Below are 23713 nucleotides of genomic sequence, written 5' to 3' on the forward strand. Positions count from 1 at the left end.
TCCCTCTGCAGTCTCGACGATTCAGGCCACTCGAAATCGACAAATCGTCAGATCGGCAACTCGGTGAAGTAGCGCCCACCGTGGAAGATCAGCGGCTGCGCGCCCGGCCGCGCGGTGCAGCGCTCCACCTCGCCGACGAAGATGACGTGGTCGCCCTCCTCGTAGCGGCTGCGGTTGGCGCACTCGAACACGGCGACGGCGCCGTCCAGCACCGGCGCGCCGCCCGCGCCCTCGCGCCAGGCGACGCCGGCGAAACGGTCGATGTCGCGCATCGCGAATCGCTGGGCCAGCTCCTTCTGGTCGGCCGCCAGGATGTTGATCGCGTAATGCGTGCCGTGCGTGAACACCGGCAGCGAGCCGGCCCGCCGCGCCAGGCTCCACAACACCAGCGGCGGATCCAACGACACGGAGTTGAAGGAGTTGGCCGTTAGGCCCACGAGGCCGCCGTCCGCCGAGCGCACGGTCACGATGGTCACGCCGGTGGCGAACATGCCCAGAGCGGCGCGGAATTGCTGGCTGTCCATGCGTGGATTGTCGCCAGTCCTACGACCGCGGGTGACGACGCACCGCACAATGCCGCCCATGGATGCCCACGACTTCATCGTCCGCGACGACCTGCAACTCAGCCACCTGCCGCAACGGATGTTGGGAGCCTGCGCCGACTGCGCCGCCGGTCGCTGCGCGCCACCCGCCCGGCGCGGCCGCCGCCTGTTCACCGGGCTGCTGGCTGCCACCGGCGCCGCCGCCTTCGCGCCCGCCTGGGCGCGCGAGGGCGTGGAAGTCGGCCCCAAGAGCCGCTTTGCCGGCCTGATCTCGGCCGACGAGATCGAGCGCGGCGGCAGCCAGCAGTACGCGCAGATGATGCAGCAGGCCCAGCAGCAGGGTGCCCTCGCGCCGGCCACCAACGAGCAACTGCAGCGGCTGCGCTATATCGCGGGCCGCATCATTCCACACAGCTATGAATGGAACGGCCGCGCGCGGCAGTGGAAGTGGGCGGTCAACCTGCTGGGCGACGCACAGCTGAACGCCTTCTGCATGCCAGGAGGCAAGATCGCCTTCTTCTACGGCATCCTCGAGAAGCTCAAGCTGGAGGACGACGAGGTTGCCGCCATCATGGGCCACGAGGTGGCGCATGCGCTGCGCGAGCATGCGCGCGAGCGGGCGGGCAAATCTTTCGGCACGGACGTGGTCGTCGAAGGCATCTCCGCGCTGTTCGGGTTGGGCAACCTGGGCCGCACAGTGACCGGCGGCATCGGTCAGTTGGCCAAGCTCAGGTTCAGCCGCGAGGACGAATCCGAGGCCGATCTCGTCGGTATCGAGCTGTCGGCCCGCGCCGGCTACGACCCATCCGCCGCCGTGCGACTGTGGGAAAAGATGATGTCGGCCAGCAAGGGCGCGCCGCCGCAATGGCTGTCCACCCACCCGGCCAACACGACCCGCATCCAGGAGATCCAGGCCAGCCTGCCCAAGGTGGCCGGGCTCTACCAGCGCGCGCCCAGGCCTGATCGGCGCTTCCCGGTCGCGCCGCCGCTCAAGGCGGCGGCTGTATCACCAGCGGGCCGGTAGCGTCTTCAGGCGCTGGTACTCGCCGGCAGCCACGCGGCGCAGATAGCCGCCCAGTTCCAGGTCCTTGACCAGCTTGGACACCATCTCGCGCGAGCAACCCAGGCGCTGGGCCATGCCCTGGTGCGTCAGCGCCAGGTGTTGCCCGTCGCCGGTGGCCTGGTCCACCAGGTTCTTCAGCCGGCCGTAGACGTCGTTCAGCGCCAGCTGCTTGGTGGACAGCGTGGCCGCACGCGCGCGGCGGATGACCTTGGTCAGCAGCTCGAACGCGAACTCGGGGTGCTCGCTGATGTGGGTCAGCAGGCTGGCCCGCGTGACCATGACCAGCCGGCTGGCCGACTCGGTGATGACGCTGGCCGAGCGCGGGCCGCCGTCCAGGCTCATCTCGCCGACGTACTCGCCGGGGCCGTAGACGCCGTAGGTGATCTCGCGGCCACGCGCGTCGCTGCTGTACGCGCGCAGCGTGCCAGCCAGCACGAGGTAGAGGTTGTCGCCGACCGAGCCCTCCTCGATCAGCACCACGCCCTTGCGGTGGCTGCGTGCCATGCCGCGCGCGGCGAGCAGCCGCAGCGAGGGCGGCAGGACCAGGAGTTCGTTGTCGTGCGTGTCTTCAGCCATCCGGACTGCCGCGTGCAATGGGCACCACGGCGCGCCGGATGTTAGTTCACGGACTCAATTGACCATCTTGGCCGGCCGCAGCGACGACACCAGCGGCGGCAGCAGCGCCAGCTGCCGCATCAGTTCACCGATGCTGTCGGCGCCGCTCTTGGCGCGGATGCTCTGGATCTGGCTGCGCACCGTGGAGATGGCCACGCCCTGGCGGCGCGCCACGTCGGTGGGCTTGACGCCGTTGGCCAGCGCCTTCAGCACCTCGGTCTCCGCCGGCGTCAGCTGGTAGCGCAGCGCGAACCACTGCGCTGCCAGGTCGCCGCACAGCTGGCGGCGCTCCAGGATCAGCAGCACGGCCGCCTGGCTGACATCGCGGTTCAACGGCACCACCACGACGTTAGCCCGGCCGCACTCGGCGCGGTCGTCGCCCAGCCGCAGCAGGCAGCGGCGCCCGCTGGTCTCGGCGCCTTCCAGCGCGTCGGCCAGCGGCACGGCATCGGTCAGCAGCCGCGCACGCAGGTGGGGGCCCACGACCTCCAGCGGGTGGTTGTCATCCAGCGCCGCGCGGGCCGCGAGGTTGGTGTGCAACACCCGGCCGGCGCCGTTCAGCAGCACGATGCCGTGATCCAGCTCCTCCAGCACCAGGCCCAGCCACTGGTTGGACAGCGACGCCGCCCCCCGGCGTTCACGAGGACGGGAATTGGGCGCCTGCCCCGGCAACACGAACTCGGTCATCCACATGCCAGCTCTCCTCGGCTCACTCGGCGAGCCCTTCCGCAAAGGGTAGGAGGACGGGTCTGGCCGCGGGCGTAAATGTTGCAGGATGTGTGTGTGAACGAATCACGCCGTGGCGGCATTCACAACACACGTCAAGCTAGGGATTGCCGATGCGCACGCTCCGGGACTGAGAACTAAGCCACGGTTCGCACGCAGACATCATGTGCTCATGCGACAAGTTTCCTAGGCGCGGCTGTCATCCGAGTTCAGACTGAAGGCGTTCCCTGGCAACCACCACCGCCTCGCTACGCCGATGTGTGAGCTTTTCGCCCTCAACAGCCGCCTGCCCGCCGCCGCCAACTTCTCGCTGCGCGGCTTTGCCGCCCGCGGCGGCCGCACGGCGGACCATGTGGACGGCTGGGGCGTCGCCTTCCACGCCGGCGAGCAGTGCGAGGTGATCGTCGAGGACCGCCCCGCGGCGGATTCCGACCTGGCTTCGCACTACGGCCATCACCCGGTACAGGCGCGCAACATCATTGCCCACATCCGCAAGGCCACCCAGGGCGTGCGCGCACCGGAGAACTGCCACCCGTTCCGCCGCGAATGGGCCGGCCGCACCTGGGTGTTCGCCCACAACGGCGACCTGAAGGACTTCCACCCGGCCCTGGACGGCAGTTTCCGCCCCAGCGGCCAGACCGACAGCGAGCGCGCCTTCTGCTGGCTGATGCAGCGGCTGCAGCAGCACTTCGGCTCGCAACTGCCCGACTGGCCCGAACTGGCCGCCACGCTGACACCGTGGATCCACGAGATCGCCGAGCACGGCCGCTTCAACCTGCTGCTGACCGACGGCCGCGCGATGCTGGCCCATGCGTCGACCCGGCTGCACTGGCTGCGCCGCCAGCCGCCGTTCGGCCATGTGCGGCTGCGCGACGGCGACCTCAGCGTAGACCTCGCCACGCTGAACGGCCCGCGCGACCGGATGACGCTGGTGGCCACCGAGCCGCTGACGCACGACGAGGCCTGGGCCGCCTTCCAGCCCGGCGAGGTGCGCGTGTTCGAGCAGGGCGACTGCATCTGGCTCAGCGAGGGCATCCCCGCACAAGCGGCCGCTTAAGCTCGGGGCATGCATGCCCTCCTGTTGCGCCTGACCGCCGCGGCGGTCTTCTTCCTCCATCTCACCGTTCAGGCGGGCACCGCCATCGTCATCGGCGGTGCGACCAAGAGCGACAACGACGCCGTCTGGCAGCGCGTGGTCGACGAGGCCGGCGGCCCCGGCGCGCGCATCGCCGTGTTCGCGACGGCCGCGGCCAACCCCGAGCGCAGCGCCGGCCTCATCGTCGCGTCGCTGAACCGCCGCGGCGCGAACGCCGAGGCCATCCCCGTCGCGCCGCGCCAGAAGGACGTGGACTGGCAGGCCAACCTGAACGACCCCGCGCTGATCGCCAAGGTCGCTGCGTCCAAGGGCGTGTTCTTCTCCGGCGGCGCGCAGGAGTACATCGTCGACACGCTGCAGCCCGGCGGCGAGCCGACCGCGATGCTCAAGGCCATACGCCAGGTGTTCGACAACGGCGGCGTCGTGGCCGGCACCAGCGCCGGCGCGGCCATCATGAGCCGCATCATGTTCCGCGACGCGCCGGACAACATGCAGATCCTGAAGGGCCAGTGGCGCGACAAGCGCGAGTACGACCAGGGCCTGGGCTTCGTCAACTCGGGCTTGTTCGTCGACCAGCATTTCCTCAAGCGTGGCCGCATCGGCCGCATGCTGCCCGCAATGCGGGCGCTGGGCTACACGCAGGGCCTGGGCATCGAGGAGAACTCGGCGGCCGTCATCAAGGACCACGAGGTCGAGATCATCGGCGCGCGCGGCGCGCTGCTGGTGGACCTGTCGGAGGCCTCGTCCGACGCCCGGCTGCCGGCCTTCAATGTGCGCGGCGCCGTCATCAGCTACCTGGACCGCGGCGACAAGCACGACCTCAAGACCGGTGTCACCACGCCCGCCGCGCACAAGCTGCGCGACCAGAAGCTGGACCCGGCATCCGCCGACTACCGGCCCTTCCTGCAGTTCGACCACTACTTCCTGGACATCCTGGCCGACAACACCATCGTCACCGCGATGTCGCAGTTGCTGGACGGTCGCTCGCCCGAGGTGCGCGGCCTGGCCTACCGCGTGCGGCCGCGGCCCGGCGACCTGTCACCCGAGCTGGGCTTTGAGTTCCGGCTCTACAAGGGGCTGGGCACCATGGGCTGGTTCAGCAACGCGCTGGGCAGCGACGACTACACGGTGCTCAAGGTGCGGCTGGACGTGACGCCCGTGCGCATGGCCGCGCCGCTGTTCACGCCGGTCCAGCCGGCTAGCGAGAGTGCAGCGCCAGCGGTCGCACCTGCTCGACCAGGCTGACGAGGAAGCGCCCCGGCTCCTCGTGCGGCGCCAGGTGCGCCGAGTGCTCGAACCAGACGATCTTCTTCACCGGCGCCTTCAGCTGTGCCAGCCAGGGCTCGATGACCGAGGCCGGCGTCGTCAGGTCGTGGCGGCCCAGGAACATCAGCACCGGGAAGCGCGTCGCGCGGATCTGCGTGTGGTCGGCCCGCTTCATGTCGGGCAGCAGCGCCGGCACCGACAGCTGGCCGCCCTGGTCGATGGCCAGCCGGTCTTCGAACTCGTAGTGCGGCGACAACCGCGCGGCGCGGTAGAAGAAGTTGGCGTTGTCGCGGTAGGCCGCCAAGCCGCCGTAGGCCTGCACCCATTTGCGCGCCACATTGACCTTGGCGAACGGGATGTCGCCGTCGCCCGGGTACGGCGCAATCGCCTCCAGTTCGGCCAGCGCGGTCGCGTCCTGGCGCTTGCGGGCCTCTGCCAGCAGCATTTCGTACTGCGCGCGCTCGTTGGCCTGCAGGTTCATCAGCGGCCCCACGCCCACATAGGCGCTGACCCAATCGGGCCTGGACATTGCCGCATCCATGCCGATGACATTGCCCCAGGAATGACCCAGCAGTACCACGCGCTGCTGGCCCAGCCGCTCGCGCACCAGCGCCATCAGCTCGACCAGGTCCTGCGCCATGCGGGCGCGCGTCAGCTGGGCCTTGTTGGCCGCCTCGCCGCCGTGGCGCAGCGTCTTGGCGGTGCCGCGCTGGTCCCATTGCACGACGGTGAAGAAGTCCTCCCAGCCGCGCTGGTAGGGCCAGCTGCGGCCCGACTCCGCGGCACCAGGCCCGCCGTGCACATAGATCAGCACCGGGTTGGCGCGGTCGGCGCCACGGATGGTGACCCACTGCTTCAGCCCGCCCAGCTCGACCATCTCGCCGATCTCGATGGCGTGGGGCGCGACCAGGCGCTGCTGTTCGGCAATCATGGGCCGCACGGTGGCGTAGGCCGGTTCAGCGGCGGGCGGTGTCTGCGCGATGGCGCCGGTGGCAAGGGCCAGGAGGGCAAGAAGCGGTTTCATGACGCGGACGCTAGCACCCCCGTCGGTGCAGCACGCGGCCGCCGCTGTATGCCCAGCAGCAGCGCCAACCCCGGCACGCGGCGCGCGCACAGGTAGGCCAGCGCGCAGATCGCGAAGGTCAGCACGATCAGCAGCACCGCCTCCAGCCCCCAGGGCAGGGCCAGCGGCTTCAGCCATTGGCTCAGCACGACGATGACGCTCTGGTGCAGGATGTACAGGCAGAACACCGCCGCCGCGGCCGCACGCAGCGCGGGCGACTCCCGCGTGAAGGCGCGCTGCGCCCAGCCGCAGCAGGCCACGATGGACCACCAGGTCAGCGCGCCACGCACTGCGCGGGCAGCGGCGACGACGCCCTCGAGGTGTTTCAAGTCGTCGTAGTGGCGGTTGAAGGCCACCACCACCACCCAGCCGGCCAGCGAGACGCCCAGCGCCACCCAGCGCAGCCGCAGCGCGGCCGGCCACAGGCCCTGCGCCAGCGGCGTGCGGCTGGCCCAGCCGATGGCGAACACCAGGCCGTACTGCAGATGGTTGTAGAGGTCATGCACCAGGTCGTGCGTGCTGGGCCAGTGCGGCATGACGAACATGCGCAGCAGCGCCAGCGGCACGGCGGGCAGCAGCAGCCAGGCCCAGGCCGGCAGATCGACCTCGCGCGGCTGCAGGCGCAGCGACGCGAGTGCAGCCCCCACCACCGCGTACACCCACAGATAGGACAGGAACCACAGGTGGTTCCAGGTCGGCACATCCAGGCAGTCGTCGCCACGGCACAGGGCGCCGCCCTGCAGATAGCGCCGCCAGAAGTCCAGATAGCCGCCATCACCCGGCAGCAGCTCGGGCGCCTGGGTCAGCACTTCGTAATAGGCCTGCGGCGTGACGATGACGGCCATGCCGAACAGCAGCGGCAGCAACAGCCGCAGCGAGCGGTCCTTCAGCGTTCCCAGGGCGCCGCGCCGCGCGAACAGCCCGTGGCAGGCCGCGCCGGCGATGAGGAACAGCAGCGAGAGCCGCCACGGCGAACTGAGCTGCATGAAGGGCTCCAGCACGCCGCTGGCAGCGGGGCTCTTCACGTGCCAGTCCCAGGTCACGTAATACATGCCGACGTGGTACGGGATCAGCAGCGCAAAGGCGGCAACGCGCAGGCCGTCGAGGAAGGGGAGGCGGTGGGTGTGCATGGCCGCCAGCTTCGCGGCGCCGCGCAGGGCGCGCGAGCGCGGCGGGGCGAGTGGCGGGCGCTACGGGGCGAATGCGTCCAGCACATCGCGATAGCCCCGTGAGACGCGTAACACCTCGCCGCCGCTGAGCGTCAACAGCGCCTCGCCACTGGCCAGCCGCTGCACGCGCTGCACATGGCTCATGCTGACCGCATGGCTGCGGTGCACGCGCAGGAAGCGCGCGGCCCAGCCGGGGCGGGTGAGGGCCTCGGCCAGCGTGGCGCGTTCCAGCAGGCAGCGCGGCGGCAGGTGCAGTTCGATGTAGTTGTCGGCCGCCGCGATCCACTGCACGTCGGCCAGCTTCACGCGCTCGCCGTCCACCCACCATTCGCCCACCGGCGCGGCGGGCCGCGCCAGCAGCTCGCGCACGCGCGCCAGCGCGCCAGCCAGGCGTTCGGCGGTATAGGGCTTGAGCAGGTAGTCCAGCGCGGCCAGCTCGAAGGCCTGCAGCGCATGTTCGGCATGCGCCGTCGAGAAGATGACGCAGCGAACACCGCGCTCGCGCAGCGCGGCGGCCAGCTGCACGCCGTTGCCGCCGGGCATCTCGATGTCCAGCAGCGCGAGGTCGGGCGGCGCGGCGAGCGTCCGCACCAGCGCCAGCGCGGCCGGCGCGTCGGGCGCCTCCAGCAACTCGGCCACGTCGGCCTCGGCCGCCAGCAGCCGGCGCAGCTTGGCGCGCGCGGCGGGTTCGTCGTCGACGATCAGCACACGCATGGAACGCTCACGGTCAGGCTCATGCCGTCGCCATCGGGGCCGAAGTCCACGCGCGCCGCACCGCCGTAGCGCGCCTGCAGCCGCTCGCGCAGGTTGCGCAAGCCCAGGCCGCCGTCGGGGTCGGGCTGCGGCTCGGGCACGGGCCGGTCGCCGTGGTTGGACACGCGCAGCCGCAGCCACCCGCCCTCAACGGTCGCGGCCACCACCACGGTCACCCGCCCCAGGTGACGCGCCACGTCGTGCTTGACCGCGTTCTCCACCGGCGCCAGCAGCAGCAGCGCCGGCAGCCGGCAGTCCTGCGCGGCGTCCTCGGCGTCGATCTGCACGACCAGCCGCTGCGGCCCGAAGCGCGCCTGCATCAGCGCGAGGAAGGGCTCCACCAGCGCCAGCTCCTCGCGCACCGTGTGCTCCACGCGCTGCTGCGCCGCCAGCGTCTGGCGCAACAGGTCGGCCAGCTGGCACAGCAGCCGGTCGGCACGCGCCACGTCCTCGTACATGACGGACGAGATCAGGTTCAGCGTGTTGAACAGGAAGTGCGGCTGCACCTGGTCGGCCAGCCGCGCGAGCCGCAATTCGGCAACCTCCACGCGCGCCTGCGCGGCGGCCTGCGCCATCCAGACACCGCGCGAGATCAGGCAGAAGCTGATGTAGCTGACCGCGTCCTTGCCGCCCTCGAAGACCAGCAGCGTCGGGATGCCATCGGGCCGGTAGTCCACGCCCACCAGGCCATACACCAGCAGGCGCAGCCCGAACATGCCGGCGATGTGCAGCACGCTGAACAGCGGCAGCGCGAGCGCGTGCGTCGCCAGCTGCTGCGGCCAGGGGCGCCCCTGCAGCCAGCCGACCAGCGCATGGATACCCAGCACCAGCACGCCGATGACGGCGATGGAGCTGAACTCCCACAGGAAGGGCTCCCACGGCCGCGTGCCGCCACCCAGGCGGTAGGCCTCCAGCGCCGACGCGCTGAGCAGCAGGGCGACGACGGTCAGCAGCGCGACATAGGGCAGGCGCCAGCGGCGCGGGATCAGCGTCATGGCCCCGCAGTGTGCCCGCGGCAGCGCGGCTCCCTGTCACCATTCACCCCCGCCAGCCCGCCATCCGCCCCGGCCGACAAGCCTAGACTCGCAATTCCACGAGCGGAGGGCATTGCGTGCTCGACATGCTGGAGTTGCGCACCATCAGCGGCGTCACGGGCGTGATGGGCTGCCTGATGGCGCTGGTGATGTTCTTCCAGCGCCGCAGTTACCCGCCGTCCATCCATGGCCTGGGCCATTGGACGGCCGCACCGCTGGTGGCCTTCGCGTCGGCGCTGCTGTTCACGCTGCGCGGCATGGTGCCGGAACTGCTGTCCCTGGGCCTGGCCAATGCACTGATGTTTGCCGGCGCGGCGCTGTTCCTGGCCGGCACCTACCGCTTCTTCGAGCAGCCGCTGTCGGCCCGCGCGCAGGCGCTGCTGTGGGGCATCGGGCTGCTCATCCTGCTGTTCATGCGCTTCTTCACCGGCCCCTACGGCTGGCGCGTGCTGTTCATGGGCCTGCTGCTGGGCGGCGTGGGCGCCTGGCACGCACGCATCATCTCCCGCCAGCCCATGCAGAGCTTCGCGACCCGCTTCACCGCCATCGTGCTGGCGCTGAGCAGCACCATCATCCTGGCCCGTGCATTCAGCGCGCCCTTCATGTCGCCGCAGGAAGGCTTGTTCACGCCATCGCCCATGCAGGTTGTCTACCTGCTGGGCCTGGCCTTCGGCACGCTGCTGACCAGCATAGGCACGGTCCTGATGGCCTCGGAGCACCTGCGCCAGGAGCTTGAACGCCTGGTCACGCGCGACAGCCTGACCGGCGCGCTGACGCGACGTGCGCTGTTCACCACCGGCGAGGCCGAGTTGGCGCGCTCACGCCGCCAGGGCCGGCCGCTGTCGGTACTGATGCTGGACCTGGACCACTTCAAGCAGGTCAACGACCAGCACGGCCACGTGGTGGGCGACCGTGTGCTGGTGGACTTCGTCGCGCGCGCCCATGCGGTGCTGCGCCGGCCGGCCGTGCTGGGCCGCTACGGCGGCGAGGAATTCGTTGCGCTGCTGCCCGACACCGATGCGGCCCAGGCATTGGCCGTGGCAGAGCGCATCCGCGCCAGCACCTGTGCCGACCCCGAGCTGCCCTGCTGCCACGTCAGCATCGGCGTCGCGACGGCGCGATCACAGGAGTCGCTGGACGCACTGATCAACCGCGCCGACGCGGGCCTCTACCAAGCCAAGGCGCAGGGGCGCAACCAGGTCGTGCAGCAGCTGGCGACGTAGGGCCTGTTAACACTTCGGCAGCGGGTCGCGTTGAGGCCAGAAAGCCCGCGAGCAAGGCGCAAAGCGGAGCCGGGTTGTACACCCGGCGAGCATTTGCAACGCCGCGCGCGGGTTTTCTGACCTCAACCCTAAGGGAAGGCGGCTCACTGCCGTAGTGTTAACAGGCCCTAACGACGCCCGCGCACTGGCTTCGACGCGCCGCTCTCTCCGCCCTTGACCATGCCGCCGCGCCGCTCGGCATCCAGGCCGGGCGTGGCGCGCAGGTCGGTATCGACCTGGCCCTGATTCAGATCGCGCGCGGCCCGGCGCATCTGCGGATCGGGGTGCGGGTTGGTGGATGCGTTCTGCTGATCGCGCTCATGCGGCAGCGACGGGCCCTGGGGCCGCGCGGCATCGCCGGTCGGCGCGACGGGGGTGGTGGCAGTGACTCTCATGGCGTTTCTCCGTGACGGGTCCACTGTGGGCGTCGTCGCGCCCGCGCGCGGTCATCCCAGCGGCCGACGGTCTGTAGTCGAACACCGACGCTCCTCGTGGCGGCGCGCCGTCCTACAGCGCACGAAGCCGGCGTCCGGGGGCTCGCGGGTCATTCGTAACAGAGCATGTCCCTGCCATGTCTCATGCCCTGCCCGCACCCCTGATTCCGCCCGCCGCCGAACCCGCCGGCGCGGCCGGCCATGGGCGCTGGGAGGGCGACGGGGCGCAGTGGCGACTGGTGCTGGGGGGCGACTGGCAGCATGGCCAGATCCCCGCGCCGCCGGCTGGCCTGCCCATGTCTGAAGGCACGCTGGTGAGCTTCGACTGCAGTGCGCTGGCACATTGGCAGCCCGCCTTCGCGGCCACGCTATGGCAGGCGCTGGCGCCGCTGGCACGTGCCGGCGTCACGCTGGACCTGGACGGCCTGCCCAAGGGACTGCAGCCGCTGCTGGGCCTGAGCCTGCCGCAGGCCGAACAAGCCAAGCCCAGCACTGATGCCGCGAGCGAGCCTGCAGCGGAACCCGAATGGCGCAAGACGCTGGTCTTCGTCGGCGAACTGCTGGGCGCCCTGGGCCGGCTGGCGCGCGGGCGCAGCGCGATGCGGCTGTCCGACTGGCTGTGGCAAGTCGAGCAGACCGGCCCGCGCAGCCTGCCCATCGTGCTGCTGGTCAGCACGCTGGTGGGCCTGATCGTGGCCTACATGGGTGCCGAGCAGCTGCAACGCTTCGGCGCGCAGAGCTTCATTGCCGACCTCGTGACCATCAGCGTCGTGCGCGAGATCGCCGCGCTGGTGGTGGGCATCGTGCTGGCGGGCCGCGTGGGCGCGGCGTTCGCGGCGCAGATCGGCAGCATGCGCGCCGGCGAGGAGATCGACGCGCTGACGACGCTGGGCGTGGACCCGGTCGAGCACCTGGTGCTGCCGCGCATGCTGGCGCTGCTGGTCACCGGCCCGCTTCTGACGCTGTGCGCGGGCCTGGCCGGCCTGGCCGTGGGCGGCGCGGTGGCCGTGGTGCTGTACGACGTGCCGGCCGCGGCCTACCTCGCCACCACGCGCGAGGCGCTGACCGGCGAGGACTTGTTCGTGGGCCTGCTCAAGGGCAGCGTCTACGGCGCGCTGGTGGCGCTGGCGGGCTGCCGGCAGGGGCTGAACGCGGGCCGCAGCGCGCGAGCGGTCGGCGAGGCGACGACGGCGGCCGTCGTGCAGGCCATCGTCTGGATGGTGGTGGCGGCTTCGACCCTCACGGTCATCTTCCAACGACTGGGCATCTGAATGACGGACGAGGTGCTGATGCGCGTCGAGAACCTGAGCCTGCACGCCGGCGGCCGCGAGCTGCAGCGCGGGCTGACCTTCGACGTCAACGCCGGTGAGGTGCTGGCCATCTGCGGCGCCAGCGGCTGCGGCAAGAGCACGCTGCTGCGACACATGATCGGGCTGCAGACGCCCAAGACCGGCACGGTCACCTGGGTGGCCGGCGGCGAGGACCGCGACGTGCACGGCGACGACCCGCCGCGGCGCGAGATCGGCGTGGCCTTCCAGGCCGGCGCGCTGTGGAGCAGCATGACCGTCGGCGAGAACCTGATGCTGCCGCTGGAGCTGTACACCGAGCTGGACGAGACGCAGCGCGAGCAGCAGGCGCGCTTCAAGCTGGCGCTGGCCGGGCTGCCGGACCCGGCCACGTTCGACAAGGAGCCGTCGCAGCTGTCCGGCGGCATGAAAAAGCGCGCGGCCATCGCGCGAGCGCTGATGCTGGACCCGCCGCTGCTGTGCCTGGACGAACCCTCGGCCGGCCTGGACCCGTTGACGTCCGCGCGGCTGGACGACCTCATCAAACGGCTGAAGGACGACGTGGGCACGGCCATCGTGCTGGTCACGCATGAACTGGACAGCCTGTTCGCCGTGGCCGACCGGCTGCTGTTCCTCGACGTGGACGCCCACACGGCCACGGCACTGGGCCCGCCCGCCGAGCTGCGCGACCACGGGCCCGACGCCGTGCGCGAGTTCCTGAACCGCGGCGAGGTGCCGGCATGAAGCCACGCCGCGCCAACCCGCTGGCCATAGGCGCCTTCGTCGTCGCCGCGCTGGCCATCCTGGTCACGGCCCTCGTCGTGCTGCCGGGCCGCAACTGGTTCAACCAGCCGCACCGCGTGGTGATGTTCTTCTCCGGCTCGGTGTTCGGGCTGCAGAAGGGCGCACCGGTGGTGTTCCGCGGCGTGCGCATCGGCGACGTGACGGACGTGACGGTGCACTACGACCGCCAGAGCGACACCTTCGCCATTCCGGTGGTGGCCGAGCTGGAGGCCGACGCCGTGCGCGGCCTGGACGGCCGCGCCGACAACGACGACATCGCGCACGCACTGCCCGAGCTGATCGCGCGCGGCCTGAGCGCGCAGCTGGGCACGCAGAGTCTGCTGACGGGCCAGCTCTACATCGACCTGGACATCCGCACCACGCCCAAGGGCAAGCTGCGCGGCGGCTACTCGGGCGACGCGACCGAGATCCCGACCAGCCCCACCGCCTTCCAGGCGCTGAAGACGCAGCTGGAGAGCGTGGACCTGAAGAAGATCGTCGACGACCTCAGCCAGATCGCGAACTCGGCGCGCACGCTGATCGCCGCGCCGGAGCTGAAGCAAGGCCTGAAGGACTTCGCCGCCACCGCCGGCCATGCGCGCAGGCTCGCGGCGCAGCTGGAGCAGCGCGCCGCGCCGCTGACGCGCGGCGCCGAGAGCGCGCTGGCCAGCGTGGACCGCATGGGCGACAAGGTCTCCAGCGCGGCCGACAAGCTGGGCAGCGGCGCCGACAAGGCCAACGAGCTGCTCGACCCCAAGGGCCCGGTCGTGCGCGACCTGCAGCGCGCCATCAACGAGCTGGCCCAGGCCAGCGTGTCGCTGCGCGACGCGGCCGACAGCGACGGCCCGCTGCTGCAGCAGACCGAGCGCACGATGCGCGAGCTGTCGCAGGCCGCGCGGGCGCTGCGCGGGCTGGCCCGCTCGCTGGATGCGCAGCCGCAGCAGCTGCTGCTGGGCCGCCAGCCCGATTCGACACCCCCCGTGGAGGCCGGCAAATGACGACGACCCTGCATCGACGCGACGCGCTGCTCCTGCTGGGCGCCGCGATTCTCTTCACCGGCTGCGCCACGCGCAGCGCACCGCCGCGCCGCCTTTTCGGCCTGACCGGCACGCCGCCGTTGCCGGAAGACCGCAAGCCCGGCCAGGACAACCGCGCCTGGGTGCTGAGCCCGCAGGTGGCGCTGCCCGAGTTGCTGGACCGGGACGAGCTGCTGGTCGCCGAAGGCAGTGCGGGCTTGCGCCCGCTGCCCGAGGCGCGCTGGGCCGAGCCGCTGCGCGAGGCCCTCCCGCGCGTGCTGGGCGAAGACCTGTGGCGGCTGCGCCAGCCCTACCCGGTCACCGTGGGCAAGCAGCACGCGCCCGACGGCGAGTCGCTGCGCCTCATCGTGCAGGTGGACGAATGGCTGGCCCGCAGCGACGGCGCCGGGCTGCAGCTGAAGCTACGGGCGCGCTGGCACTGGCTGCCGCTGCAGGCGCCGGCCGGCACCACGTTGCCGGCACCCGGCGCGGCCGAGCTGAGCCTGCCGTGCAGCGCCCAGGCCGACGCGCTGGCCGACGCCTACCGCCGCAGCGTCACGCTGCTGGCGGCGCGCATCGTGGCCAGCTCCTAGTTTTCGTCGAGACTGATCAGGCCCTCGCGCAGCGCCCATTTGACGACCGCCGCGATGTCGTTGAGGCCCAGCTTCTTCATCAAGCGGCTGCGGTAGGTATCCACCGATTTCGGCGACAGGTGCAGCGCCTCGCCGATGGCATTGCTGGTCGCGCCCTGGGCCACCAGCAGCAGCACCTGGCGCTCGCGCGGCGACAGCGTGGCCGCACCTTCGCGCGAGTCACCCCCGGTCAGCATCGCGGCGGCGAACTCGGCCGCCTGCGGGCTCAGGAAGCGGCCACCCTCGGCCACCACCTTCACGGCCTGCAGCACCTCGGCGCTGGGCGAGCCCTTCAGCAAGTAGCCGCAGGCGCCCAGCTTCAGCGCCTCGGCGACGTGGCGCGGCTGGTCGGACATGGTCAGCACGATGACGCGCAGCCGCAGACCGCGCTTGCGCAACTCGTCCAGCAGTTCGAAGCCGGAGCGCTGGCCCAGGCGCAGGTCCAGCAACACGACTTCGGGCATGAGCCGGCCCAGCTCGGCCAGCGCGGGCGTCGGGCCGGCGGCCTCGCCAACGACCTCATGGCCGGCCGACTCCAGCACGACGCGCAAGCCGTCGCGCATGATGGCGTGGTCGTCAATCAGGTAGATCCGGCTCATGGCATCCAGGTCAGCGCGACCATGGTGCCATCACCCGCACGGCCGTCAACGTACAGACTTGCACCGATGGTCAGCGCGCGCTCGCGCATGCCGATGATGCCCAGCTGGTTGGCCGGGTCGTCCCGGCCCTCGGCCGGCAGGCCGACACCGTCGTCGCTGACGACCAGCTCCAGCAACCCCTCGTCACCGTCCAGGCTGACGCGAATGACACGGGCCCGCGAATGGCGCAGCGCATTCAGCAGCGCCTCGCGGCCGATCATGAAAGCGGCGTATTCGATGTCGGCCGGCCAGCGCTGCAGCTGCGCGGTTTCGCCGGCCTGCAACTCCACGCGCACGCTGCCGTCGCCGCCGTGCTGGCGGATCTCGTTGTCCAGCGCGGCGGCCAGACCCAGTTCGTCCAGCAACGGCGGGCGCAGATCGCCCAGCACGCCGCGCAGTTGGCGGTTGGCCAGCACCACCAGGCTGGCGATGCGCGGCTCCATGCGCTCGCGCGCATCGGCATCGGCGCCGCGGAAGGCCTCCCAGTGCAGGCGCAGCGCGGCCAGGCTCTGGCCCAGCTCGTCGTGCAGGCATCGGGCCAGCTTGCGGGCGGACTCCTTCTCCTGCTCCAGCAGGCGGCGGTTCAGCAATGTCAGGACCTCGCGCGAACTGGCGCTGCCGGACAAGCCACCGGGCCGCAGCATGACGCCGAAGCAGGCGGCCCCCGAGGCCGGGCCCAGGCGGTAGAGCGAGCCTGTCAACAGGCGGTCGCCTTGCTGCAGCAGCAGCGCGCAGCGACCGTCCAGGTGGGTGCTGCGCAGCCAGTCGCGCGCCGCCTCGGCGCCAGGCAGCAGCGCGTCCAGCGTCTGGCCCAGCGCCTGCGGCACCGCGTGGCCGCTGATCTGCTCGGCGCCGGGGCTCCACTCCAGCACGCGGCCGTCCACGTCCAGCAGCGCCAGCAAGGTGTCGGGCGCCGCGTCAGCCAGCGCGCGCAGCCGCTCGTCCAGCGCCTGCGCGTGCAGGCGTGCGCAGCGCTCGGCGCGGATGTCGTGCACGACCGCCAGCGCGCCCACCAGCCCACCGCGCGCATCGAACATCGGCACCAGATGCTGCTGCACGGCCACGGCGGCGCCGGTGGGCGACAGCGCCTCCAGCCGCGACACGAACTCGCCGGGTTCGGCCTGCCACCGCTGCAGCAGTCGGGCCCAGGCCTCGCGGCCTGGCGCGTCCAGCAGCGGTTCGCCGACGAGCCGGCCGCGCGCGGTGTCGGGCGTCCAGCCCAGCAGCCGCGTGTAGGCCGGGTTCACGTGCTCGCAGCGCAGGTCCCGGTCGGCCAGCGCGATGGCCACGGGCAGATGGTCCAGCGCGCGGCGCAGGTTGCCGGCGTCGCGCGCCAGCCAGCCCAGCAGCTTCTCGGTGGGCGTGGGTTGCGCGCGCGCGGCCACCAGCGTCTGCACGCGCGCGGCCACGGCGGCGGCATCGCCATCCTGGCCGGCCAGCGCGGCATCGAACAGCGGGTCCCACGGCAGCAGCAGCCGGCGCGTTGCCCAGAAGCCGGCGCCGCCCAGCAGCAGCGCTGTGCCTATGCCTATCCACAGCATGGTGGCGCCGAACGCCCGCAGCGGCGCCAGCGCCTGAGCCTCATCCTGCAGCACGACCGTGCGCCACGGCAGCAGCCGCGGGTCGCGCACCTGCGACTGCGCCAGCAGCCGGCGGCTGCCGTCGTCGCCCAGCCAGACCTGGGCCTGCTGGATGTCGCTGGGCAGCCGCGGTGGCGGCACCGTGCCAGGCACCACGCTGCGCTCCACCGGCGAGGTGGTCAGCACCAGGCCTTGCATGCCGCTTTGCGCGGCGGCCTCGGGCGCGCCCAGGCTCAGCGCCAACTGCTCGCTGACCCACTGCAGGCCCAGATGGGCGCAGACGACCGCCACCAGCTTGCCGTCCTCGTCACGTACCGGCTCGCCGATGTCGATCAGCTCGGTGGTGTTGTCCTGCAGTTGGTTGAGCAACGGCGCCAGCGAGACGGCCGGGTGCACGTCGCCCATCATGCCTCGGCGGCCGCGCGCGAACACGGGACGGTGCGCGATGCCTTGCCCTTCCAGCCAACCACGGCTGGCCGACAGCACGCGGCCGTCTGGTGCCACCAGGCCCACCCAGACAAAGCGCGGAGAGCGCGCGACGAGGTCATCCAGCTCGGCGCGGATTCGATCGGGCGGTACACCGGGCCGCAGCAGCGGAGAGCGCGCCAGTGACTGCACCTGGCCCACCGCGTCGCTGAGCGACAGCTGCAGCTGCAGGCTCAGCAGGTCGGCGCGCTGCTGGTGGCTGGCCAGCGCACGCCGGGTCAATTCGGCGCCCAGCAGTCCGTAGCCGCACACGAGCATGACGACGGTCAACGCCACCACCGCCAGTGCCGGCAGCAGCGCGAAGCGCCAGGTCAGTCGGGTGGCGGCCTGCTTCACGGGGTCAACTCCGGGGTGGCCATGCGCAGGTCATGTGGCCATTCTGGTGCCCGTTCGGGTCGCCGGGTCCGGCGCCGCGCATGAAAGGTTGCATCCATTCGGCATGTCCGGACTTTCCCTGCAAAGCCACCCGGGCGCCATGCACGGCTTGTAGGGGATTCTTGTCAGCCACCGTCGGAATTGCCGGAAGCCTCGCCGCCGGCCCTCGCGTCGGCGGCGGACAGCGCCCAAGATGCAGCCATGCACCACCTGTCCCTGCCCCACACCGACGCCGCACCGCTGGTGCTGCTGGCCGGCGCCGCCTCCGAGACCGCCGCCGACCTGCTGCGCGAGGCGCACTACCAGGTGCGCAGCGCCACCAGCGCCGCCGCGCTGCTGCGCCTGGCCCAGGCCCAGCCCGCGCCGCAGCTCATCCTGCTGGGCGAGGACGTGGCCGACCAGCCGGGCCTGGGCCTGTTGAGCCGGCTGCAGGACGACGCCGAGACGCGCGGCATCCCCGTGCTGTTCATGGCCGGCAACGGCGACGACGAGCTGGCGCTGGCGCTGGGGGCGGCCGATTGCGTCGAGCTGCCGCTGCGGCCGCTGGTGCTGCTGGCCCGGGTGGGTGCCCATGTGCGCCTGGCGGCGCTGCGCAAGGCGGCGTGATGAGCACGCTGCCACTGCCCGTCATCGTGCGCACGCTGCCCTGGTGGCGTCGGTTGCCCGGGCTGCGGCTGGGCCGGGCGCAGCGCGAGCGCGCCCAGCCACTGGGTGATGCCGCGCTGCGCGTGCTGGACGCCGTGCTGGCCGAGGCCGGCGTCATCGTGTTCGTGTTCGACGCCAGCGCGCGCTGCCTGCACTGCAACGCTGAGGCCGCGCGCGTGGCCGGGCTCGCCACCACGCCAGCACCCGGCGTCGTGCTGGCCGGCCGGCTGCCCGACCTGATGCTGCACGGCCCCGACGAGGCCGCCGACGTCGAGACCTGGCAGACCCCTGCCGGCCCGCGCCAGTACCGCGTCAACCGCGGCAGCCTGCCCGGCGACGGCGAGCCCCGCTACGTGGTGGCGCGCGACGTGACCGACCAGCGCCAGCATGCCGAGCGGCTGGCGCACAACGAACAGCAGCTGTCGCTGGCGCTACGGGGCGCCGCTTTAGGCGTGTGGGACTGGCATGTCGGCAGCGGCACGATGCAGGTCAACGCGCGGTGGGCCGAAATGCTGGGCTACCGGCTGGAGGAGATCACGCCGCATGTGGACAGCTGGCGCGCGCTGGTGCACCCCGACGACTGGCCGTCGGTATCCGACGCGCTGGTGGCGCATCTGCGCGGCCACACCGACGGCTACCGCTGCGAGCACCGCCTGCGCCACCGCGGCGGGCACTGGATCTGGGTGCTGGACGCCGGTCAGGTCGTCGAGCGCGACGCCGAAGGGCAGCCCGTACGCGCGCTGGGCATCCATCTGGACATCAGCGAGCGCCGCGCCGCCATCGATGCGCTGGAGCAGTCGCACAACGAGCTGGAGCTGCGCGTGCAGGAACGCACCGCGGCACTGACCGCGGCCACCGCGCAGGCCAACGCCGCCAGCGAGGCCAAGAGCGCCTTCCTGGCCAACATCAGCCACGAGATCCGCACGCCCATGAACGCCATCGTGGGGCTGACGCGGCTGCTGTCCATGTCGCCGCACGACGAGCGCCAGGCCGACCGCATCGCCAAGATCGACGGCGCGGCCTCGCACCTGATGCTGCTGATCGGCGACGTGCTGGACCTGTCCAAGATCGAGTCCGGCCACATGACGCTGGAGCAGCTGCCGCTGGCGCTGCCCGAGCTGCTGGAGCAGAGCCTGGGCATGTTCTCCCCGCAGGTGCAGGCCAAGGGCCTGGCACTGAAGCTGGACGCCGGCGGCCTGCCCGACGGCCTGCTGGGCGACCCCACGCGGCTGCGCCAGGCGCTGCTGAACCTGGTGGGCAATGCGGTCAAGTTCACCGATCACGGCGAGGTGGGGCTGCGCGTGTCGGTACTGGCGCAGGACACCGACGCGGTGACGCTCAGGTTCGAAGTCAGCGACACCGGACCGGGCGTGGACCCCGAAACGGCGGCACGGCTGTTCAGCGCCTTCGAGCAGGGCGAGGCCTCCACCGCGCGCCGGCACGGCGGCACGGGGCTGGGCCTGGCCATCACGCGGCGCATCGCCGAGATGATGGGCGGCGAGGTGGGCGTGGACAGCCAGCCGGGCCAGGGCGCGCGCTTCTGGTTCACCGCCCGGCTGCGGCGCGACCCGTGCGCCCGCCTGCCGCAATCGCCCTGCACGGGCTTGTCGGCCGCCGAGCGCCTGCGCCTGCGCTGCCACGGCCGGCGCGTGCTGCTGGTGGAGGACAACCCGGTCAACCAGGAGATCGCGCTGGCCGTGTTGGCCCAGGGCGCGCTGCAAGTGACCGTGGCCGGCGACGGGGCCAGCGCGCTGCACGAAGCCGCGAATGACGGCTTCGACGCGGTGCTGATGGACCTGCACCTGCCGGACATGGCCGGCACGGAGATCACGCGGCGGCTGCGCGCCGCCGGCATCACCGCGCCGGTGCTGGCGCTGACGGCCAGCGCCACGCCGGCTGAGCGCGCGCAATGCGCGCAGCTGGGCATGGCGGCCTTCCTGACCAAGCCGCTGCAGCCCGAGGCCTTGCACCAGGCCTTGCTGGAGGCGCTGGATGCGGCCTAGGCGTAATAGGTCTGCGCGACGGTGGGCGTGGGCGGCTTGTCGGGCGTCGGCAACGGCGCCGGCACCTCACGGCGGCAGGCGGTCAATGCGCCCACGGCCAGCACGCTCACGGTCAACAGCAGCAGAACGAGGCGCTTCATGGTGGCTCCGATCCAGGCCTGTCAGCCCTAGACGCCCCAAGGCACGCCGTAGTGGTCGTACACACCACGGCCGTACTCGTCCGAGTAGCTGGGCCGTGCGTCCACCGGGTAGCGCGGACCGACCTTGAGCTGTTCCATGTCGAGATTGACGACATAACCGTCCTTCTCGGCGTCATAGGTCAGCATGCTCCACGGCAGCGGGAAGCGGTCGCTGCCCAGGCCCAGGAAGCCGCCAAACGCCAGCGCGGCGTAGCGCACCAGGCCTGAACGCTTGTCGATCTCCAGGTCGTCGATGCTGCCCAGCTTCTCGCCAGCCAGGTTGTAGACGCTGGTGCCTTCGACCCGCGAGGAAGAAATGTTGGGATGGATCATGGCGCGGTCTCGGTGGTGGTGCGACTCCACTATCGGGCGCCGCGGTTCGTGCGGCGATCGGCGCGGCGGAAGTCCCGCTGTAGGCGGCGGCTGACCGCTGCGAGAGGCGACGCCCACGGCGCGTCGCCGTTGTCCGATACGTATCGGCGCCACGGGCCGACAACCGACGCGGCGGCGGTTTTCCATCATGGAGACATCGCAAGAGCCTTCACTCCCCCCGCCTCGGAGCCCATCATGACCAGCCGCTTGATCGCATCGTGGATCTGCCTGTGGATGGCCTGCGCCGCGCAGGCGCAGAACGTGGGGCTGAACGGCGTGCCGCTGGCCGGTCAGTCCGCCACCACCGGGGCGAGCAATTTTGCGGCCCCCGACCCCGAACTCAACTGGCGCGACCCGCAGTGGCTGGCCCGCCAGCGCGAACAGTCCCGCTGGCGCTACCAGTTCGGCCTGGAACAGCAGACCCGCGCCTCCGGGCTGCAGAGTCCGCAGGCGGCCGTGCGCGAGGCGGTGTGGGCCGGCGTCAGCTACGACGTGACACGCAAGTTCAGCGGCGGCGTGGAGGCTCCGGTCTGGCAGCGCGACACCGGCTGGGCCTCGCGCATGGCCTTCGAGAAGCCCAAGGATGGCGGGGTGGCCGGCCTGCGCGGCGCGCTCAGCTACAAGCTGGGTTCGCAGAGCAAGGTCACGCTGCGCCCGTCCGCGCGCCGGGTCATGGTGACCTACGCGGCCACCTGGTGAGCGTCGCGGCGCTCACAGCGCCACCGTGCGGCCGACGAACAGGATGGGCCCGGTGGGCCGCCCGATGGGCGAGCCGGCCTCGGGCTCCAGCGTGATCTCGAACAGCTGCTGCGCCTCCACCGCGGGCAGGCGTGCCACCGGCATCTGCACCGTCTGGCCGGCGCGCACCAGCCCGAGCGAGGTGGGACCGGCCGCGCCCTGCGCCTTGGTCCAGAACTGCAGCGCGCGGCCCGGCGGCACGGGCGGCGTGTCGCCCACCGGCACCAGGCGCAGCGTGCCGCCAGCCTGCAACTCCACCACCCAGCCGGCTACGCGCGCCGCGTCGGGGCTTTCAAGCACAGCCACGAAGCGCGCGCCCTCGGCCGGCGGCAGCGGCGCGTGCACGCGCAGCGCCAGCACCAGCGTCGCGGCGACCGCCAGCGCGCTGACGCCCTGCCAGAAGCGCAGCGCCTGCCACCACGGCAAGCGCGCCGCGTCGCCGGTTCGCCGGGCCGGCGCGGTGCGGGCGTCCAGCGCCAGCGACAGGCGTTGCCACACGGCCGGCGCCGGCGACTCGGCCGCCGCATGGGCGCTCAAGGCCAGCAGGCGGTCCTGCCACGCGTAGACGGCCGCCCGCAGCGCGCCGTCGCCCGGCAGCGCGGCGGCGACGGCCGCATGGTCCTCGGGGCTGAGCGTGCCGAGCACGTACTCGCCGGCGGCGGTGTCGCGCTCCTGGGATTCGTGCAGGTCGATCACGCCAGACACTCCTTCAGGCTCGCCAGGCTGCGCTTGATCCACGACTTGACCGTGCCCAGCGGCGTGTTCAGCCGCTGCGCGATCTGTTCGTGCGTGTAGCCATCGACGAACGCGTGGACGACGCAGGCGCGGCGTGCCTCGTCCAGGCGTTGCAGGCAGCGTTCCAGGCTGTCGGTGTCCAGCGCGCGGTCGTCCTCAACGCCCGCATCGCGCTGCCGGGCGTCGGAGATCGCGGTCAGTTCGGTCACGTCCATCACCTGCATGCGGCCCGGCTCGCGCACCGCCTTCAGCGCGGCATGCCGCACGACGGTGTAGACCCAGCCGCGCGCCGACCCCAGCGCAGGCTGGAAGGTGGCGGCGTGGTCCCACACCTGCATGAAGGCGTCGTGCAGCACGTCCTCGGCGCGCGCGCGGTCGCGCACGATGCGCAGCGCCACGCCCAGCAGCCAGCGCGCCTCGCGTTCGTACAGTGCACGCAGCGCGAAACGCTCGCCCCGCGCGCAGGCGAGCAGCGCGGCTTCATAGTCGAACGGGGTCGGGGTGGTGGGCAAGCGGAAGGCCAGGGATGGGTAAAGCCGCGCGGACTCTAGCTCACCCCCGAGCCGAGCGTCAGGCGGCCTTCCAGAAGATGTAGTCGGCCTGGTACTTGACGATCTCCTTGCGGCCCACGGCGGCGGCATCGCAAGCCGAGGCCGGCGCGACGCCGCCCTTCGTGGCAACGCGCTGCACATAGGTCACGTCCTTCATGACACCCACGCCGGTGGCCGGGTTGGCCTTCACGAGTTGCAGCGGGATGCTGCCAGCAGTGGCCGGCGACACCGCCACCTGCGTGCCGGTGAACTGCGAGCCGTCGTTGGAGACCCAGGTGGCCGGCGGGCCGTAGTAGCTGCCCTGCTTCACGCCTGCACGGTTGTTCAGGTCCGCCTTGGGGCCGACGAACACCCACTCGAACGCACCCGCGGCATTAGCCTTGGGCTTGCACTCGTAGGTGATCTCGCCCACGCCGACGGTCTCCATGACGACGCGGTGCCCGGCGGGCACCTTGACGGCATCGGGCAACGCGGCCTGGCTGAAGACGGGCGTCGACGGCGCCATGTGGGCGCAAGCGGACAGGCCCAGTGCGGCGGCAGTCGCGGCGGCGGAAGCAATGAGTTTTTGCATGGTGATCTCCTGACTGTTGGTGGGAGGGGTTGGCGATGTGGCCGAAGCTCACCCTTGCACTAGCCAGGAGAGGCGGGTCTGGATGCACCCCGCGCAAAAA

The 23713-nt window shown here is 71.6% G+C and carries 26 protein-coding genes; 11 read left to right on the forward strand and 15 right to left on the reverse strand.

Translation table 11 applies throughout. The features are described from left to right. Window positions 1–47: 47 nt before the first annotated feature. Window positions 48–524 (reverse strand): flavin reductase family protein, encoded by a 477-nt coding sequence (locus J2X21_RS12055; protein WP_310328756.1) that lies wholly within the window; start codon window positions 522–524, stop codon window positions 48–50. 58 nt (window positions 525–582) lie between these two features. Between J2X21_RS12055 and J2X21_RS12060 the strand changes: the two genes are divergently transcribed. Then, a complete protein-coding gene (locus tag J2X21_RS12060) occupies window positions 583–1566 on the forward strand; it encodes a M48 family metallopeptidase (RefSeq protein WP_310328757.1) in 984 nt (327 codons plus the stop codon). On the opposite strand, the gene J2X21_RS12065 is transcribed toward J2X21_RS12060, so the two are convergent. Both J2X21_RS12065 and J2X21_RS12070 read right to left on the reverse strand, forming a co-directional pair. Further along, on the reverse strand, window positions 1549–2181 hold the full coding sequence (locus J2X21_RS12065; RefSeq protein WP_310328758.1) for a Crp/Fnr family transcriptional regulator: 633 nt from the start codon (window positions 2179–2181) through the stop codon (window positions 1549–1551). The genes J2X21_RS12060 and J2X21_RS12065 overlap by 18 nt on opposite strands. Window positions 2182–2235: 54 nt before the next feature. Continuing rightward, complete coding sequence (locus tag J2X21_RS12070; protein ID WP_310328759.1) at window positions 2236–2913, reverse strand: helix-turn-helix transcriptional regulator; 678 nt, start codon at window positions 2911–2913, stop codon at window positions 2236–2238. A gap of 289 nt (window positions 2914–3202) precedes the next feature. On the opposite strand from J2X21_RS12070, the gene J2X21_RS12075 reads away from it, so the two are divergent. Together J2X21_RS12075 and J2X21_RS12080 are read left to right on the forward strand one after the other, a co-directional pair. Continuing rightward, window positions 3203–4003, forward strand: coding sequence for a class II glutamine amidotransferase (locus tag J2X21_RS12075; RefSeq protein WP_310328760.1), 801 nt, complete (start codon window positions 3203–3205; stop codon window positions 4001–4003). Between the two features lie 9 nt (window positions 4004–4012). Next, window positions 4013–5287, forward strand: coding sequence for a cyanophycinase (locus J2X21_RS12080; protein WP_310328761.1), 1275 nt, complete (start codon window positions 4013–4015; stop codon window positions 5285–5287). Here the strand turns inward: J2X21_RS12080 and J2X21_RS12085 are convergent. The 4 genes from J2X21_RS12085 to J2X21_RS12100 are packed head-to-tail and all read right to left on the reverse strand — an operon-like array spanning window position 5241 to window position 9288. After that, entirely contained in the window at window positions 5241–6332 is a 1092-nt protein-coding gene (locus J2X21_RS12085) for an alpha/beta fold hydrolase (RefSeq protein WP_310328763.1), read from the reverse strand. The genes J2X21_RS12080 and J2X21_RS12085 overlap by 47 nt on opposite strands. Further along, a complete protein-coding gene (locus tag J2X21_RS12090) occupies window positions 6329–7501 on the reverse strand; it encodes an acyltransferase family protein (RefSeq protein WP_310328764.1) in 1173 nt (390 codons plus the stop codon). Before J2X21_RS12090 ends, J2X21_RS12085 begins: the two co-directional genes overlap by 4 nt. 60 nt (window positions 7502–7561) lie before the next feature. After that, a complete protein-coding gene (locus J2X21_RS12095) occupies window positions 7562–8254 on the reverse strand; it encodes a LytR/AlgR family response regulator transcription factor (RefSeq protein WP_310328765.1) in 693 nt (230 codons plus the stop codon). Continuing rightward, entirely contained in the window at window positions 8242–9288 is a 1047-nt protein-coding gene (locus J2X21_RS12100) for a sensor histidine kinase (RefSeq protein ID WP_310328766.1), read from the reverse strand. Before J2X21_RS12100 ends, J2X21_RS12095 begins: the two co-directional genes overlap by 13 nt. A gap of 125 nt (window positions 9289–9413) precedes the next feature. On the opposite strand from J2X21_RS12100, the gene J2X21_RS12105 reads away from it, so the two are divergent. Then, on the forward strand, window positions 9414–10550 hold the full coding sequence (locus tag J2X21_RS12105; protein WP_310329188.1) for a GGDEF domain-containing protein: 1137 nt from the start codon (window positions 9414–9416) through the stop codon (window positions 10548–10550). Window positions 10551–10717: 167 nt separating this feature from the next. On the opposite strand, the gene J2X21_RS12110 is transcribed toward J2X21_RS12105, so the two are convergent. Next, window positions 10718–10984: a hypothetical protein gene (locus J2X21_RS12110; RefSeq protein WP_310328768.1), complete on the reverse strand. Its 267-nt coding sequence runs from the start codon at window positions 10982–10984 to the stop codon at window positions 10718–10720. A gap of 176 nt (window positions 10985–11160) precedes the next feature. Between J2X21_RS12110 and J2X21_RS12115 the strand changes: the two genes are divergently transcribed. The 4 genes from J2X21_RS12115 to J2X21_RS12130 are packed head-to-tail and all read left to right on the forward strand — an operon-like array spanning window position 11161 to window position 14701. Continuing rightward, window positions 11161–12294: an MlaE family ABC transporter permease gene (locus J2X21_RS12115; RefSeq protein WP_310328769.1), complete on the forward strand. Its 1134-nt coding sequence runs from the start codon at window positions 11161–11163 to the stop codon at window positions 12292–12294. Beyond that, complete coding sequence (locus tag J2X21_RS12120) at window positions 12295–13053, forward strand: ABC transporter ATP-binding protein (RefSeq protein ID WP_310328770.1); 759 nt, start codon at window positions 12295–12297, stop codon at window positions 13051–13053. Then, complete coding sequence (locus J2X21_RS12125; RefSeq protein WP_310328771.1) at window positions 13050–14090, forward strand: MlaD family protein; 1041 nt, start codon at window positions 13050–13052, stop codon at window positions 14088–14090. Before J2X21_RS12120 ends, J2X21_RS12125 begins: the two co-directional genes overlap by 4 nt. Next, a complete protein-coding gene (locus J2X21_RS12130; protein WP_310328773.1) occupies window positions 14087–14701 on the forward strand; it encodes a PqiC family protein in 615 nt (204 codons plus the stop codon). Before J2X21_RS12125 ends, J2X21_RS12130 begins: the two co-directional genes overlap by 4 nt. Here J2X21_RS12130 and J2X21_RS12135 read toward each other — a convergent pair. Next, entirely contained in the window at window positions 14698–15339 is a 642-nt protein-coding gene (locus tag J2X21_RS12135; protein WP_310328774.1) for a response regulator, read from the reverse strand. The two genes, J2X21_RS12130 and J2X21_RS12135, sit on opposite strands and share 4 nt — an antisense overlap. Continuing rightward, complete coding sequence (locus J2X21_RS12140; protein ID WP_310328775.1) at window positions 15336–17780, reverse strand: sensor histidine kinase; 2445 nt, start codon at window positions 17778–17780, stop codon at window positions 15336–15338. The genes J2X21_RS12135 and J2X21_RS12140 overlap by 4 nt, the downstream gene beginning before the upstream one ends. 240 nt (window positions 17781–18020) lie before the next feature. On the opposite strand from J2X21_RS12140, the gene J2X21_RS12145 reads away from it, so the two are divergent. Beyond that, the gene (locus J2X21_RS12145; RefSeq protein WP_310328776.1) at window positions 18021–18425 is read left to right on the forward strand and encodes a response regulator; all 405 of its coding nucleotides are present in this window, start codon (window positions 18021–18023) and stop codon (window positions 18423–18425) included. After that, a complete protein-coding gene (locus J2X21_RS12150; RefSeq protein WP_310328777.1) occupies window positions 18425–20467 on the forward strand; it encodes a hybrid sensor histidine kinase/response regulator in 2043 nt (680 codons plus the stop codon). Before J2X21_RS12145 ends, J2X21_RS12150 begins: the two co-directional genes overlap by 1 nt. Here the strand turns inward: J2X21_RS12150 and J2X21_RS12155 are convergent. Further along, a complete protein-coding gene (locus J2X21_RS12155) occupies window positions 20464–20607 on the reverse strand; it encodes a hypothetical protein (protein WP_310328779.1) in 144 nt (47 codons plus the stop codon). The two genes, J2X21_RS12150 and J2X21_RS12155, sit on opposite strands and share 4 nt — an antisense overlap. A 27-nt stretch (window positions 20608–20634) precedes the next feature. Further along, a complete protein-coding gene (locus J2X21_RS12160; protein WP_310328781.1) occupies window positions 20635–20979 on the reverse strand; it encodes a PRC-barrel domain-containing protein in 345 nt (114 codons plus the stop codon). A gap of 234 nt (window positions 20980–21213) precedes the next feature. Between J2X21_RS12160 and J2X21_RS12165 the strand changes: the two genes are divergently transcribed. Next, window positions 21214–21717: a hypothetical protein gene (locus tag J2X21_RS12165; RefSeq protein WP_310328782.1), complete on the forward strand. Its 504-nt coding sequence runs from the start codon at window positions 21214–21216 to the stop codon at window positions 21715–21717. 12 nt (window positions 21718–21729) lie between these two features. On the opposite strand, the gene J2X21_RS12170 is transcribed toward J2X21_RS12165, so the two are convergent. Genes J2X21_RS12170 through J2X21_RS12180 form a run of 3 tightly spaced genes read right to left on the reverse strand, consistent with a single transcriptional unit; the run spans window position 21730 to window position 23613 of the window. Next, window positions 21730–22452, reverse strand: a complete 723-nt coding sequence (locus J2X21_RS12170; RefSeq protein ID WP_310328784.1) for an anti-sigma factor — start codon at window positions 22450–22452, stop codon at window positions 21730–21732. Beyond that, complete coding sequence (locus tag J2X21_RS12175; RefSeq protein ID WP_310328785.1) at window positions 22449–23003, reverse strand: sigma-70 family RNA polymerase sigma factor; 555 nt, start codon at window positions 23001–23003, stop codon at window positions 22449–22451. The genes J2X21_RS12170 and J2X21_RS12175 overlap by 4 nt, the downstream gene beginning before the upstream one ends. A gap of 58 nt (window positions 23004–23061) precedes the next feature. Beyond that, a complete protein-coding gene (locus J2X21_RS12180) occupies window positions 23062–23613 on the reverse strand; it encodes a DUF3455 domain-containing protein (RefSeq protein ID WP_310328786.1) in 552 nt (183 codons plus the stop codon). Window positions 23614–23713: the final 100 nt, after the last annotated feature.

Origin of the sequence: Roseateles asaccharophilus, assembly GCF_031458115.1 — a bacterium.
GTDB lineage: Bacteria > Pseudomonadota > Gammaproteobacteria > Burkholderiales > Burkholderiaceae_C > Pelomonas > Pelomonas asaccharophilus_A.

Coding starts and splice junctions, on each gene's coding strand:
- J2X21_RS12055 (WP_310328756.1), bottom strand. CDS start 524: ATGGACAGCCAGCAATTCCGCGCCGCTCTGGGCATGTTCGCCACCGGC.
- J2X21_RS12090 (WP_310328764.1), bottom strand. CDS start 7,501: ATGCACACCCACCGCCTCCCCTTCCTCGACGGCCTGCGCGTTGCCGCC.
- J2X21_RS12110 (WP_310328768.1), bottom strand. CDS start 10,984: ATGAGAGTCACTGCCACCACCCCCGTCGCGCCGACCGGCGATGCCGCG.
- J2X21_RS12180 (WP_310328786.1), bottom strand. CDS start 23,613: ATGCAAAAACTCATTGCTTCCGCCGCCGCGACTGCCGCCGCACTGGGC.
- J2X21_RS12060 (WP_310328757.1), top strand. CDS start 583: ATGGATGCCCACGACTTCATCGTCCGCGACGACCTGCAACTCAGCCAC.
- J2X21_RS12100 (WP_310328766.1), bottom strand. CDS start 9,288: ATGACGCTGATCCCGCGCCGCTGGCGCCTGCCCTATGTCGCGCTGCTG.
- J2X21_RS12115 (WP_310328769.1), top strand. CDS start 11,161: ATGTCTCATGCCCTGCCCGCACCCCTGATTCCGCCCGCCGCCGAACCC.
- J2X21_RS12155 (WP_310328779.1), bottom strand. CDS start 20,607: ATGAAGCGCCTCGTTCTGCTGCTGTTGACCGTGAGCGTGCTGGCCGTG.
- J2X21_RS12160 (WP_310328781.1), bottom strand. CDS start 20,979: ATGATCCATCCCAACATTTCTTCCTCGCGGGTCGAAGGCACCAGCGTC.
- J2X21_RS12150 (WP_310328777.1), top strand. CDS start 18,425: ATGAGCACGCTGCCACTGCCCGTCATCGTGCGCACGCTGCCCTGGTGG.
- J2X21_RS12085 (WP_310328763.1), bottom strand. CDS start 6,332: ATGAAACCGCTTCTTGCCCTCCTGGCCCTTGCCACCGGCGCCATCGCG.
- J2X21_RS12080 (WP_310328761.1), top strand. CDS start 4,013: ATGCATGCCCTCCTGTTGCGCCTGACCGCCGCGGCGGTCTTCTTCCTC.
- J2X21_RS12165 (WP_310328782.1), top strand. CDS start 21,214: ATGACCAGCCGCTTGATCGCATCGTGGATCTGCCTGTGGATGGCCTGC.
- J2X21_RS12075 (WP_310328760.1), top strand. CDS start 3,203: ATGTGTGAGCTTTTCGCCCTCAACAGCCGCCTGCCCGCCGCCGCCAAC.
- J2X21_RS12070 (WP_310328759.1), bottom strand. CDS start 2,913: ATGTGGATGACCGAGTTCGTGTTGCCGGGGCAGGCGCCCAATTCCCGT.
- J2X21_RS12125 (WP_310328771.1), top strand. CDS start 13,050: ATGAAGCCACGCCGCGCCAACCCGCTGGCCATAGGCGCCTTCGTCGTC.
- J2X21_RS12065 (WP_310328758.1), bottom strand. CDS start 2,181: ATGGCTGAAGACACGCACGACAACGAACTCCTGGTCCTGCCGCCCTCG.
- J2X21_RS12120 (WP_310328770.1), top strand. CDS start 12,295: ATGACGGACGAGGTGCTGATGCGCGTCGAGAACCTGAGCCTGCACGCC.
- J2X21_RS12135 (WP_310328774.1), bottom strand. CDS start 15,339: ATGAGCCGGATCTACCTGATTGACGACCACGCCATCATGCGCGACGGC.
- J2X21_RS12130 (WP_310328773.1), top strand. CDS start 14,087: ATGACGACGACCCTGCATCGACGCGACGCGCTGCTCCTGCTGGGCGCC.
- J2X21_RS12105 (WP_310329188.1), top strand. CDS start 9,414: ATGCTGGAGTTGCGCACCATCAGCGGCGTCACGGGCGTGATGGGCTGC.
- J2X21_RS12095 (WP_310328765.1), bottom strand. CDS start 8,254: ATGCGTGTGCTGATCGTCGACGACGAACCCGCCGCGCGCGCCAAGCTG.
- J2X21_RS12145 (WP_310328776.1), top strand. CDS start 18,021: ATGCACCACCTGTCCCTGCCCCACACCGACGCCGCACCGCTGGTGCTG.